The 13,686-nt window shown below is 70.0% G+C and carries 7 protein-coding genes; 4 read left to right on the plus strand and 3 right to left on the minus strand.

The window, feature by feature from the left end; genetic code table 11:
- Nucleotides 1-116 precede the first annotated feature (116 nt).
- From ABH941_RS06380 to ABH941_RS06390, 3 genes are all read left to right on the plus strand, one after another.
- Entirely contained in the window at nt 117-824 is a 708-nt protein-coding gene (locus ABH941_RS06380; RefSeq protein ID WP_370127755.1) for a VIT1/CCC1 transporter family protein, read from the plus strand.
- A gap of 326 nt (nt 825-1,150) precedes the next feature.
- Complete coding sequence (gene gltB / locus ABH941_RS06385) at nt 1,151-5,743, plus strand: glutamate synthase large subunit (RefSeq protein ID WP_370127592.1); 4,593 nt, start codon at nt 1,151-1,153, stop codon at nt 5,741-5,743.
- Nucleotides 5,736-7,199: a glutamate synthase subunit beta gene (locus ABH941_RS06390; protein WP_370127594.1), complete on the plus strand. Its 1,464-nt coding sequence runs from the start codon at nt 5,736-5,738 to the stop codon at nt 7,197-7,199. The genes gltB and ABH941_RS06390 overlap by 8 nt, the downstream gene beginning before the upstream one ends.
- A gap of 258 nt (nt 7,200-7,457) precedes the next feature.
- Here ABH941_RS06390 and ABH941_RS06395 read toward each other — a convergent pair whose 3' ends face one another.
- The 3 genes from ABH941_RS06395 to ABH941_RS06405 all read right to left on the minus strand — a co-directional run bounded on the left by ABH941_RS06395 (nt 7,458) and on the right by ABH941_RS06405 (nt 11,976).
- The gene (locus ABH941_RS06395) at nt 7,458-9,317 is read right to left on the minus strand and encodes a phospholipase C (RefSeq protein WP_370127595.1); all 1,860 of its coding nucleotides are present in this window, start codon (nt 9,315-9,317) and stop codon (nt 7,458-7,460) included.
- Between the two features lie 191 nt (nt 9,318-9,508).
- Nucleotides 9,509-10,777 carry an iron uptake transporter deferrochelatase/peroxidase subunit gene (gene efeB, locus ABH941_RS06400; protein WP_370127596.1) on the minus strand — a complete coding sequence of 423 codons (1,269 nt, stop codon included), beginning with the start codon at nt 10,775-10,777 and terminating at the stop codon, nt 9,509-9,511.
- Nucleotides 10,774-11,976 (minus strand): EfeM/EfeO family lipoprotein, encoded by a 1,203-nt coding sequence (locus ABH941_RS06405; protein ID WP_370127597.1) that lies wholly within the window; start codon nt 11,974-11,976, stop codon nt 10,774-10,776. Before ABH941_RS06405 ends, efeB begins: the two co-directional genes overlap by 4 nt.
- A 255-nt stretch (nt 11,977-12,231) precedes the next feature.
- Here ABH941_RS06405 and pyk point away from each other — a divergent pair, with 255 nt between their 5' ends.
- Complete coding sequence (gene pyk / locus ABH941_RS06410) at nt 12,232-13,674, plus strand: pyruvate kinase (RefSeq protein WP_370127598.1); 1,443 nt, start codon at nt 12,232-12,234, stop codon at nt 13,672-13,674.
- Nucleotides 13,675-13,686 lie beyond the last annotated feature (12 nt).

Genomic DNA, 13,686 nt, shown 5'->3' on the forward strand with positions numbered 1-13,686 from the left:
AGGCAGTACTGCCTTGCTGGAACAAAACTTGGACACCGTCTAGTTTTAGTGACGTGACCACTACCGCAGCACCTATTGATGCCCCCGCCCCGTCCACCGTTCCCACCGCCGAGTCCATAGCCGCGACCGCCGAGGCGTATGCGCACACCCACCGCGACGTCAACGGTGGCTGGCTGCGTCCGGCTGTGTTCGGGGCGATGGACGGGCTGGTTTCCAACTTCGCACTGATGGCCGGCGTGGTCGGCGGCAATGTCGGGCACCAGGCGATCGTGCTGACCGGGCTGGCCGGGCTGGCGGCGGGTGCGTTCTCGATGGCGGCGGGGGAGTACACCTCGGTCGCCTCGCAGCGCGAGCTGGTCCAGGCGGAGCTGGAGATCGAGCGGCTGGAGCTGCGCCGGAACCCCGGCGAGGAACTGGCCGAGCTGGCGCAGCTCTACGTGGAGCGCGGGGTCGAACCGCGGCTGGCCTTCGAGGTCGCGCAGCAGCTGACGGCCGACCCGGAGCGGGCCCTGGAGGTGCACGCCCGCGAGGAACTGGGCATCGACCCGGAGGACCTGCCGTCGCCGCTGGTCGCCGCGGGCTCCTCGTTCGCCGCCTTCTCCATCGGCGCGCTGCTGCCGCTGCTGCCCTACCTGCTCGGCGCGACCAGCCTGCTGCCCGCGCTCGGACTGGCCCTGGTCGGCCTGTTCGGCTGTGGTGCCGTGGTCAGCAAGGTGACCGCCCGCAGCTGGTGGTTCAGCGGCCTGCGCCAGCTCGCCCTGGGCACCGCGGCGGCCGGCATCACCTTCGCGCTGGGCAGCCTGATCGGTGCGCACATCGGCTGACCTGCGGCTCCCCGGGAAGGTCCGGGTGGTGTTACTCACACCATGCGGACATATGAACCCCCTGTTTCGCACGCCTGTCGTTCGGGCACACTTGCGAGGACGTCCGTGCTCTCCACACCCCACGAGAGCCGGACGGTTCCGCCGCCAGGTTCCTTGCCGCATCTAAGGTCTGACCTGCTGCGTTGTCCACATGATGGACTCCAGAATCCACTTTGTGGAATCCAGGGCATCATGTAACCTGCACGAAACCGCAGAGGGCCAGCGTCGTCCCGGATGCGCATGTGAATTGTGACCATGCCGAACACGACGACACGACGGGAGAGCCGATGCTGTCTGCGGCCCCGCAGTCCCCGAAGCCCTACTGGGCTCTGGCCGACGCGCGCCCTGCTCAGCAGGGCCTTTACGACCCCAGCAATGAGCACGACGCCTGCGGTGTCGGCTTTGTGGCGACGCTCACCGGCAAGGCCGAGCACCGCATCGTCGAGCAGGCACTCACCGTTCTCCGCAACCTCGAGCACCGCGGGGCGACCGGGGCCGAGCCCGACTCCGGCGACGGCGCGGGCATCCTCACCCAGATCCCCGACGCCTTCCTGCGCGGCAAGGTCGACTTCGCCCTCCCCGCCCCCGGCTCCTACGCCGTGGGCATCGCCTTCCTCCCCGACGCGGACGAGGCCGACGCCGCCGCCGTGGCGGTCATCGAGGCCGTCGCCGCCGAGGAGGGCCTGACCGTCCTGGGCTGGCGCGACGTCCCGGTCACCCCCGACCTGCTGGGCGTCACCGCCCGCTCGGTCATGCCGCGCTTCCGCCAGATCTTCGTCGCCGACGAGGGCGGCCGCACCGGCCTGGAACTGGACCGCATCGCGTTCGTGCTGCGCAAGCGCGCCGAGCGCGAGGCCGGCGTCTACTTCCCCTCCCTGTCCGCGCGCACCCTGGTCTACAAGGGCATGCTCACCACCGGACAGCTGGAGCCGTTCTTCCCCGACCTGTCGGACCGCAGCTTCGCGTCCGCGATCGGCCTGGTGCACTCCCGCTTCTCCACCAACACCTTCCCCAGCTGGCCGCTGGCCCACCCGTACCGGTTCATCGCCCACAACGGCGAGATCAACACGGTCAGGGGCAACCGCAACTGGATGACGGCCCGCGAGTCCCAGCTCGCCACCGACGTCATCCCCGCCAACAAGAACGGCCAGGGACTGGAGCGGATCTTCCCGATCTGCACCCCGGACCACTCCGACACCGCGACCTTCGACGAGGTCCTGGAGCTGCTGCACCTGGGCGGCCGCTCGCTGCCGCACTCGGTGCTGATGATGATCCCGGAGGCGTGGGAGAACCACACCACCATGGACCCCCAGCGCCGCGCCTTCTACCAGTTCCACTCCAACCTGATGGAGCCCTGGGACGGCCCGGCCTGCGTCACCTTCTCCGACGGCACCCAGATCGGCGCGGTCCTGGACCGCAACGGCCTGCGCCCGGCCCGCTACTGGATCACCGAGGACGGCCTGGTCGTCCTCGCCTCCGAGGTCGGCGTGCTGGACATCCCGCAGGACCAGGTGGTCCGCAAGGGCCGGCTGCAGCCCGGCAAGATGTTCCTGGTCGACACGGCCGCCGGCCGCATCGTCGAGGACGAGGAGATCAAGGCCGAGCTCGCCGCCGAGAACCCCTACCAGGAGTGGCTGCACGCCGGCTCGATCACCCTGGACGCGCTGCCCGGCCGCGAGCACATCGCGCACACCCATGCCTCGGTGACCCGCCGTCAGCAGACCTTCGGCTACACCGAGGAGGAGCTCCGGGTCATCCTCGCGCCGATGGCCAAGACCGGCGGCGAGCCGCTCGGCTCCATGGGCACCGACTCGCCCATCGCCGCGCTCTCCGAGAAGCCCCGGCTGCTCTTCGACTACTTCACCCAGCTGTTCGCGCAGGTCACCAACCCGCCGCTGGACGCCATCCGGGAGGAACTGGTCACCTCGCTGTCCAGCAACCTCGGCCCCGAGGGCAACCTGCTGCACGCCGAGGCCGCCTCCTGTCGCTCCGTCACCATCCCCTTCCCGGTGATCGACAACGACGAGCTGGCGAAGCTGGTCCACATCAACGCCGACGGCGATCTGCCCGGCCTCAAGGCCGTCACCCTCTCCGGCCTCTACAAGGTCTCCGGCGGCGGCAGCGCCCTGGCCGCCCGGCTCACCGAGATAGCGGCCGAGGCCGACGCCGCCATCGCCGACGGCGCCCGCATCATCGTGCTGTCCGACCGGCACTCCGACGCCGAGCACGCGCCGATCCCGTCGCTGCTGCTCACCGCCGCCGTGCACCACCACCTGATCCGCACCAAGCAGCGCACCCACGTCGGCCTGATCGTCGAGGCCGGCGACGTCCGCGAGGTGCACCACGTGGCGCTGCTCATCGGCTACGGCGCCGGCGCGGTCAACCCGTACCTGGCCATGGAGTCCGTCGAGGACATGGCCTCGTTCGGCAACTTCGTGGACGGCGTCGAGCCCGAGAAGGCCATCCGCAACCTGATCTACGCGCTCGGCAAGGGCGTCCTCAAGGTGATGTCCAAGATGGGCATCTCCACCGTCGCCTCCTACCGCGGCGCCCAGGTCTTCGAGGCCATCGGCCTCGCCCAGGACCTGGTGGACACCTACTTCGCCGGCACCACCACCAAGCTCGGCGGCGTCACCCTGGACCAGATCGCCCAGGAGACCGCCGCCCGCCACGCCCAGGCCTACCCGGTCTCCGGCATCTCCCCGGCGCACCGCCGGCTGGAGATAGGGGGCGAGTACCAGTGGCGCCGCGAGGGCGAGCCGCACCTGTTCGACCCCGAGACGGTGTTCCGGCTGCAGCACTCCACCCGCACCAAGCGCTACGACATCTTCAAGCAGTACACCGGACGCGTGAACGAGCAGTCCGAGCGGCTGATGACGCTCCGCGGGCTCTTCAAGTTCGCCGACGGTCGCACCGCGATCCCCATCGACGAGGTCGAGCCGGTCTCCGAGATCGTCAAGCGGTTCTCCACCGGCGCCATGTCCTACGGCTCCATCTCCATGGAGGCCCACGAGACCCTCGCCATCGCGATGAACAGCATCGGCGGCAAGTCCAACACCGGTGAGGGCGGCGAGGACCCCGAGCGCCTCTACGACCCGCAGCGCCGCTCCGCGATCAAGCAGGTCGCCTCCGGCCGCTTCGGCGTCACCAGCGAGTACCTGGTCAACGCGGACGACATCCAGATCAAGATGGCGCAGGGCGCCAAGCCCGGCGAGGGCGGCCAGCTGCCCGGACACAAGGTCTACCCCTGGGTGGCCAGGACCCGGCACAGCACACCCGGTGTGGGCCTGATCTCCCCGCCGCCGCACCACGACATCTACTCCATCGAGGACCTCGCCCAGCTGATCCACGACCTCAAGAACGCCAACCCGGCCGCCCGCATCCATGTGAAGCTGGTCTCCGAGGTCGGCGTCGGCACGGTCGCGGCCGGCGTCAGCAAGGCCCACGCGGACGTCGTCCTGGTCTCTGGCCACGACGGCGGCACCGGCGCCTCCCCGCTCACCTCGCTCAAGCACGCGGGCGGCCCCTGGGAGCTCGGCCTCGCCGAGACCCAGCAGACCCTGCTGCTCAACGGCCTGCGCGACCGCATCGTGGTGCAGACCGACGGCCAGCTCAAGACCGGCCGCGACGTGGTCATCGCCGCGCTGCTCGGCGCCGAGGAGTTCGGTTTCGCCACCGCACCCCTGGTCGTCTCCGGCTGCATCATGATGCGGGTCTGCCACCTGGACACCTGTCCGGTCGGCGTCGCCACCCAGAACCCGGTGCTGCGCGAGCGCTTCAGCGGCAAGCCCGAGTTCGTGGTGAACTTCTTCGAGTTCATCGCCGAGGAGGTCCGCGAGATCCTCGCCGAGCTGGGTTTCCGCACCCTCGAAGAGGCCGTCGGCCACGCCGAGCTGATCGACGCCACCAAGGCCGTCGACCACTGGAAGGCCAACGGTCTCGACATCGCACCGCTGCTGCACGTGCCCGCGCTGCCCGAGGGCACCGCGCTGCACCGCACCACCGAGCAGGACCACGCCCTGGACAAGGCCCTCGACAACCAGCTCATCGAGCTGGCCGAACAGGCCCTGCTGCACGGCGAGGCGGTCCGCGCCCAGGTCCCGATCCGCAACGTCAACCGCACCGTCGGCACCATGCTCGGCCATGAGGTGACCAAGCGGTACAAGAGCGAGGGCCTGCCCGAGGGCACCATCGACATCACCTTCAACGGCTCGGCCGGACAGTCCTTCGGCGCCTTCGTCCCGCGCGGCATCACGCTGCGGCTGGAGGGCGACGCCAACGACTACGTCGGCAAGGGCCTGTCCGGCGGCGTCGTCATCGTCCGCCCGGCCCGGGACGCCGCCGCCATCGGCGCCGACGCCCAGGCGCACGTCATCGCCGGCAACACCATCGGCTACGGCGCCACCGCGGGCCGGATCCACCTGCGCGGCAAGGCCGGCGAGCGCTTCGCCGTCCGCAACTCCGGCGCCACCCTGGTCGTCGAGGGCGTGGGCGACCACGGCCTGGAGTACATGACCGGCGGACGGGTCGTCATCCTCGGCGAGACCGGGCGCAACCTCGCAGCCGGCATGTCCGGCGGCATCGCCTACGTCCTGGACATGCGACCCAACAACGTCAACACCGGCATGGTGGGCATCGAGGCCCCCGACGCGGCCGACCGCGAATGGCTGCGGGACACCGTCCAGCAGCACTACGAGGAGACCGGCTCCACCGTGGCCGCCGAACTCCTCGCCGACTGGGGCGGCGGCGTCTCCCGCTTCTCCAAGATCATGCCCCGTGACTACAAGGCCGTGCTCGCCGCCAAGGACGCCGCCGAGCGAGACGGGCTCTCCGAGTCCGCGACCACCGCGAAGATGATGGAGGCTGCCAACCGTGGCTGACCCCAAGGGCTTCCTCACCACGCCCAAGCAACTCGCCGAGCGCCGCCCCGTCGACGTCCGCATCAAGGACTGGAACGAGGTCTACGTCGAACGCAGCCTCCTGCCCATCATCACCAAGCAGGCCGGCCGCTGCATGGACTGCGGCATCCCGTTCTGCCACAACGGCTGCCCGCTGGGGAACCTCATCCCCGAGTGGAACGACCTGGCCTACCGGGACGACTGGAACGGCGCCATCGAGCGCCTGCACGCCACCAACAACTTCCCGGAGTTCACCGGGCGGCTGTGCCCCGCGCCCTGCGAGTCGGCCTGCGTCCTGGGCATCAACCAGGACCCGGTGACCATCAAGAACGTCGAGGTCACCATCATCGACAAGGCGTGGGACAACGGCGGCGTCGCCCCGCAGCCGCCCGAGCGCCTCTCCGGCAAGACCGTCGCCGTCGTCGGCTCAGGCCCCGCCGGACTCGCCGCCGCCCAGCAGCTCACCCGGGCCGGCCACACCGTGGTCGTGTACGAGCGCGCCGACCGCATCGGCGGCCTGCTGCGCTACGGCATCCCCGAGTTCAAGATGGAGAAGCGGCACGTCAACCGGCGCGTCGAGCAGATGCGCGCCGAAGGCACCCGGTTCCGCACCGGCGTCGAGGTCGGCGTCGACGTCACCGGCCGCCAGCTGCGCGAGCGCTTCGACGCGGTCGTCGTCGCCGCCGGCGCCACCACCGCCCGCGACCTGCCCGTCCCCGGCCGCGAGCTCAACGGCATCCACCAGGCGATGGAGTACCTGCCGCTGTCCAACAAGGTGCAGGAGGGCGACTACGTCGACTCCCCGATCAGCGCCAAGGGCAAGCACGTCATCGTCATCGGCGGCGGCGACACCGGCGCGGACTGCCTCGGCACCGCGCTGCGCCAGGGCGCGGCCTCGGTCACCCAGCTGGAGATCATGCCCCGCCCCAGCGACGACCGCCCGGCCAACCAGCCCTGGCCGACCATGCCGATGACCTACAAGGTCACCTCGGCCCACGAGGAGGGCGGCGACCGCGTCTACGCGGTCAACACCACCCACTTCACCGGCGACGAGGACGGCAACGTCCAGGAACTGCACCTGGTCGAGGTCGAGTTCAAGGCCGGCCGGTTCGAGCCCGTCCCGGGCACCGAGCGCTCCATCCCGGCCCAGCTGGTCACCCTCGCCATGGGCTTCACCGGCACCGACGTCCAGAACGGCCTGGTCGAGCAGCTCGGCGTCGACCTGGACGCCCGCGGCAACGTCGGCCGCGACGGCACGTTCGCCACCAACGTCGACGGCGTCTTCGTGGCCGGCGACGCGGGCCGCGGCCAGTCGCTGATCGTCTGGGCCATCGCCGAGGGCCGCTCCGCCGCCAAGGCCGTCGACAGCTACCTCTCGGGCCGCCCCTCCACCCTGCCGGCCCCGATCCGCCCCACGGACCGCCCGGTCACCGTCTGACGGTCCCAAGGAATTCCGGGGCGGCTCAATCTGGAGTCGCCCCGGTGGTCCCGGAAGCCACACCCCCCGGGATCTGCTCCACCGCGTCCCCGCCAGCGCCGCCGGATCGCACGCGGAGAACAACAAAGGCACCTGCCTCTCGTCCCCGACCAAGGTAGAGAGGCAGGTGCCGCCGTGTTGTCACCCCCAGGGGCGCGGGGCTGTGCTTGATTAAAGCGCGCGCGAACAGCAACCCCCCCCGGACGGTTCAGGTCCGGATCAGACCTTAGCCGCCCGCTGCTTCCGGTTCCGACGCGACATGGTGAACCCGGTGCCGACCGCAGCCAGGGCCGCAGCGCCCAGCCCCGCCGACACCAGCGCCGAATCGGAACCCGTCGAGCTGGTGGAGGCCGTGTTGGTCACGGCGAAGCTGGTCACCGTGTCACTGTCATCGCGGCAGTGAATGGGCGTCACCGACGCCACCGACCCGTTCGCGTTCAGCAGCACCTGCTTGTTGTTCGGGTCCCAGAAGTCGAACGCCGAGTTCAGCGACCCCGCCGTGGCGTCGAAGGACGCGTCGCCGAGGCGGCCGGTCTTCCAGTTGTCCTCGATGAACCTGGTGACCGAAGCCTGCGTGGTGAAGGTGTGGTCGATGTGGTTGGTCTTCGCGTAGGGCGAGATCACCAGCAGCGGCTGACGCGGGCCCGGGCCGCAGCGGTCCGCGTAGCCGCCCAGCGGAGCGGTCTTGGCTGCGGCAGCGGCAGCCGTGCACGCCGCGGCGTCCTGCGCCGGGTCCGCCGAGCCGTTGGTCGGCGTGTGGTAGACGTGGTCGTACCAGCCGTCCGAGTCGTCGTAGGCGACCACGACCGCGGTCGAGGACCACTCCGGCGACTTCTGCAGCGCGTTGATCTCCTTGACGAGGAAGTTCTGCTCGTCGGTCGGGTCGGAGTAGCCCGCGTGGCCGTCCTGGTACTCGGCCGCCTTGAGGAAGCTCACCGCGGGCAGCTTGTCCGCGGCCACGGCCTGGTCGAAGTACGACAGGTCGTAGTTGTGGTTCGCCTGCCCGTTGTGGCCGATCTCGTTGAGGCTGGCCGGCAGCGTGTGGTGCGGGTTGGACGTCGAGGCGTAGTACGCGAACGGGTTGTGGTGCGCGCTGTAGTCCTCGACCGCCGCGCCACCGAGGTTGGTGTGGGTGGTGCCCTTGCAGGCGGCGTAGGTGCCGGCGGCACCGGTGTAGGCGGTGCTCGGGGTGAAGCCGCCCTGGAACCAGCCCCAGGTGACGTTCTTCTTGTTCAGCAGGTCGCCGACGTTGGTGCCGGTCATCTCCGCCAGCGCGTTGGTGCTGGTGTGGTCGCCGTTCGAGCAGTCGTCGTACGCCGGGTCCGGGTCACCGATGATCGTGCCCACGCCCTGGGCGTTCGGCGAGTGCACCGCGTAGGTGTCCGGAGTCGAGGTCTGCACCGGGTTGGTGGTGCTGCCCGTCCCGCTCACCGAGATCACACCGTGGGTCTGACCGGCGATCAGGTTCAGCGCACCCGGGGTCGAGGGACCGTAGGTGTTGCTGTACGAGTTGTCGCTCAGGGTGTAGTTCTGCGCGTAGTTCCACAGCGCGGTGACGGTGTTGCCGTCGTAGTAGTCCATGCCCAGACCGGGCGCCGCGTAGAGGCCGCCGGAGCAGGTGTCGTGGTCCGTCTTCTGGACGAAGAGGTTGGCCAGGCCGCCGTTGTAGGCCAGCTGCTCCGGGCCGTAGTTGTGGTTCTGGTCGCACGTCATAGCCTGCGCGGAGCTGAGCCGCTGCGGCGCGTACAGGTTCGGGTTGGTCGTCAGCAGACCCGAGTTGGTCAGGTTGTTGATCTTCTTCGGGGTCTTCTTCGCGGCCGTGAACGTCGTGCCGTCCGTGTTCGCCGCCTTCGGGTACGTACCGAAGTAGTGGTCGAAGGAGACGTTCTCGTCATAGATCACGACAAGGTGCTTGACCGGGGTCGTTGTCGACACATGGGTCGGACCGCCGCCATTCCCGTGGTCGCTGCTGACGCTCCCTGCCCATGCCGGAGAGGTCCCCGCCGCCGCCACCAACGCTGCTGCACCCGCGAGGGCCGCCCAACGGGCGCCCCTCCTGCCACCAGCCACTATCGCCATAACCAGTCCCTCCGCAGGACATAAGAACATGAAGTCAAGGCCGAGTCCGTTCGCCCCGCATCCTCCGCCGCACGCACGTCCGGCTGCGTGACCGGAGGTGACCGGAGTATGAACGCGACATGAGAAGACGGTGAGTCAGTGCGCGTAGACCGCAACAGTATCCACAGGAACGCACACGGGTGACAGTCCTTTCAGAGCGTCAGTTCGCTACCGAAGGCATCGTTCGCATCACGCACCCCGGGCAGCACGAAGAAGTACCCGCCGCCGAACGGCGTGATGTAGTCCACCAGCGGCTCACCCGCCAACTTCTTCTGCACAGCCACGAACTGACGGTCCAGATCCTGCTGGAACGAGCAGAACACCAGCCCCATGTCCAGATTGCCGTTGCTGTCCGTGCCCCGGTCGTAGTTGAAGCCGCGGCGCAGCATTCGCAGCGCGTCCGAACCCGCCGTACGCGGATTCGCCAACCGCATATGGCTGTCCATCGGGATCACGTCACCGGTCGGATCCGCCGAGTAGCGGGGCGCGTCCGTCTCCACCTGGCCGTCCAGCGGAGCCCCGGAGACCTTGGCCCGGCCGAACATGCGCTCCTGCTCGTTCAACGACACCCGGTCCCAGAACTCCACCAGCATCCTGATCAGCCGCACCGCCAGATACGAGCCGCCCTGCGCCCAGGCCGGCTCGCCCTGGGCGGCGCCCACCCACACCACCTGGTCCATGGTCCGGGCGTCCGCCACGTCCGGGTTCGCCGTACCGTCCCGGAAGCCCAGCAGGTTGCGCGGCGTGCCCGTCGGCCGCGGCGGCGACGAGAAGCCGTCGATCCGCCAGCGCACCTGCATCGCCCCGCGGGTGTGCTGGGCCAGGTCGCGCAGGGCGTGCGCCACCGTGTCCGCGTTGTCCGCCCCCAGCTGCAGCAGCAGATCGCCCTGGCACCAGGCCGCGTCCAGGTCGTCGTCCGGGAAGGACTCCATCGGGCGCAGCCGCTTCGGCTTCCGCGCCGACAGCCCGAACCGGCCGTCGAACAGCGACGACCCCACCGCCAGCGTCACCGTCAGACCGTCCGCCGGCACCACCGGGCCCAGCACGCCCGAATCCGACGGCGGAGCACTGATGCCCAGCGGCTCCGGGACTCCGCCCGCCATCAGGAACCGCACCCGCTGGGTCAGGGTCGTCAGCAGCGCCGACAGACCGGCCCGGTCCTTCGCCGTCACGTCGAACGCCACAAAGGCGGCACAGCGCTGCTTGGGCGTCAGTACGCCGCTCTGATGGAGCCCGTGGAAGGGGTAGACGCCGTCGGCCGGCTCGGCCGGCTCGGTCGTACCGGCGGGAGCGGCTGAGGGCGACGCCGCCGCCCCCGACAGCCCCACCGCGGCGGCGCCCGCCGCCCCCGCCGCGACCGCGCCCCTGAGCACCGACCGCCGGTCCACCTGCCCCGACCCGCCCCTCGATCCGCCGCTCACGACGACCTCCGCACATCGCACACAGCCGCCACCGGCGCCAACTCCGTCACCAACCCACCGAACACCGCATTCAGCTGCTCGCGCTGCGCCGTCGACAGCTTCGACAGCGGCACCGAGCCCAGCGCCGACACCTCGTTCGACGCCGCCTTCATCGCCGCGTCGATCGCCGGCAGCGACGGCATCCGGGGCACCAGCAGCGGTCGCAGCAGCGCCAACGACTCCGCCGTGCCCTGCAGATTCGCCTGCGCCGTCGCCAGATTCGAACCGCTGCCGTAGTCGGTCCGCGCCGTCAGCTCGAACTGGATGGTGTTCTCCACGATCTCGTGCGCCCGCAGCCCCAGATCCAGCGGATTCATCTGCGCCTTCGCCCAGTCCGACCTGAGCTGCTCGACGTCCTTGGTCAGCTGCGCCGCGACCGGGCGCAGCGAGGCCGCCGACTGGCCGTGCCACAGGCCGTACTCCAGCCGGTGGAAGCCGGTGAAGCCGGGGTCGGTCAGCCCGCCCGGCAGGCCCTTGGTGGTGCCGTTGATGCTGCCGTCCAGGTCGCCGAAGGTCCCGTACGCGGCGCCGAGGCGCTCGTAGTCCAGATGCGCCGGGAGCCAGGCCCGCTCGGCGGCGGCGGTGTCACCGCTGTCGACCGCGGCCTGCACCGCCTGCACCGCGGTGATCAGCGCCGGGAGTTGGGCGGCCACCCACTTCTGGTACGCCAGCGTCGGCGGGATCAGGTCCTGCTGGGTCACCGGGACCACGGCCGGGGTGCTCGCCCCGTCGCCACCGGAGACCACCACGGTAGGGCCGGTGATGGTGTCGGTGTCCTGCGGCAGACAGGAGAACGCGTACGTCCCGGCCGTCAGTCGCACCAGCATCGGGCGGGAGGTGCCGGGGCCGAGCCCCTCGATCTCGCCCATGACCGCGCCCGTGGACGGATTCTTCAGATAGGCGTCCGCGGGGGTGCTGCCGGTGTTGGACACCTCGAAGACCTGCAGACCCGCCTGCGGCTTGGTCCACCCGGTCCCGCAGCTCCCCGGCGACACCTGCACGGTGGTGTGCGGAAGGCCGGGATAGTCGGCGTCCGTGGCGGCGCCCTGCTTCGGCGCGGAGCCACCGCACCCGCTGACGGCCGCGAGGGCGACCGCCGTCCCGGCTATCAGCCAGGGTCGGAACGATCCCAGCCGTCCCACCGACCCCAACAGCCCCACCGGCCCCGTAGGCCTCCGCACCACGCACCCCACAACCTGACAACCGCTCCGACCTGCGTCTCGACGCCGATGCTAGGCATGCCGGACACCTGCCCGATACCCCGGGCGGAAACAGCTCCCAGAGTTCCGCCGGTGTTCACCTCTCGTATGCAGGTGGGAACGCTGCGGATTGTTCAAGGAACCGTCACCCGCACGACATCTGACGCTCCATGAGGGCTTCTTCACTACTCGCCGGTAAGACCTACGCTCGGTGTTATGCGCCGAGCAAAAATCGTCTGTACTCTAGGGCCCGCCACCGACTCGTACGACCAGATCAAGACCCTGGTCGACGCCGGTATGGACGTGGCCCGCTTCAACCTCAGCCACGGCTCCTACGCCGAGCACGAGGAACGCTACCGCCGGGTCCGCAAGGCCGCCGACGAGACCGGCCGCAGCGTCGGCATCCTCGTCGACCTCCAGGGCCCCAAGATCAGGTTGGAAACATTCGCGGAGGGTCCGGTCCTCCTGGAGCGCGGTGACGAGTTCACCATCACCACCGAGGACCACCCCGGGGACCGCAACGGCTGCGGCACCACCTACAAGGGCCTGTGCGCCGACGTCGCCCCGGGCGAACGCATCCTCATCGACGACGGCCGCGTCGCCATGGACGTGGTCGCGGTGGACGGACCCCGGGTCCGCTGCACCGTGGTCGAGGGCGGCATGGTCTCCGACCACAAGGGCCTCAACCTGCCTGGTGTGGCCGTCAGTGTCCCCGCGCTCAGCGACAAGGATGTCGCCGACCTGCGCTGGGGACTCCGCATCGGAGCCGACATCGTCGCGCTCTCCTTCGTCCGCAGCGCCGCCGACATCGCCGACGTCCACGCGATCATGCGTGAGGAGGGACGTTTTGTCCCGGTCATCGCCAAGGTCGAGAAGCCCCAGGCGGTCGACAACCTCGAAGGCATCGTCAACGCCTTCGACGGCGTCATGGTCGCCCGCGGCGACCTCGGCGTCGAGATGCCGCTGGAGCAGGTCCCGCTGGTCCAGAAGCGCGCGATCAAGCTCTGCCGTCGTAATGCCAAGCCGGTCATCGTCGCCACGCAGATGCTCGACTCCATGATCAGCGCGTCGCGCCCCACCCGCGCCGAGGCCTCCGACGTCGCCAACGCCGTCCTCGACGGGGCCGACGCGGTGATGCTCTCCGGTGAGACCAGCGTCGGCAAGTACCCCACCGAGACCGTCCGCACCATGGCCCGCATCGTCTGCGCGGCCGAGGAGGACATCATCGAGGCCGGGCTGCCGCCGCTCACCGAGAACAACAAGCCCCGCACCCAGGGCGGCGCCGTCGCCCGCGCGGCCGCCGAGATCGGCGACTTCCTGGGCGCCAGGTACCTGGTCGCCTTCACCCAGTCCGGAGACACGGCCAGGCGACTGTCGCGCTACCGCTCGCCGATCCCGGTGCTCGCGTTCACCTACGAGCCGGCGGTGCGCAGCCAGTTGTCGCTGAGCTGGGGCGTGGAGACCTTCATGGGCCCGCTGGTGGAGACCACCGACGAGATGGTCGCCCAGGTCGACAACGCCCTGCTGGCCATCGGCCGTTGCGAGCCCGGCGACATCGTCGTCATCACCGCCGGCTCCCCGCCCGGGCTGGCGGGCTCCACCAACCTCGTTCGGGTCCACCACGTGGGCGAGGACGACCACCCGGGCACGGCGAACTGAGCCGTCGCGCGG

It is taken from the genome of Streptacidiphilus sp. EB103A (assembly GCF_041261405.1).
Classification (GTDB): Bacteria; Actinomycetota; Actinomycetes; order Streptomycetales; family Streptomycetaceae; genus Streptacidiphilus.

Bases quoted from the DNA above. Each gene is read 5' to 3' on its own strand.
- gltB (WP_370127592.1), top strand. From the start codon at position 1,151: ATGCTGTCTGCGGCCCCGCAGTCCCCGAAGCCCTACTGGGCTCTGGCC.
- pyk (WP_370127598.1), top strand. From the start codon at position 12,232: ATGCGCCGAGCAAAAATCGTCTGTACTCTAGGGCCCGCCACCGACTCG.
- ABH941_RS06395 (WP_370127595.1), bottom strand. From the start codon at position 9,317: ATGGCGATAGTGGCTGGTGGCAGGAGGGGCGCCCGTTGGGCGGCCCTC.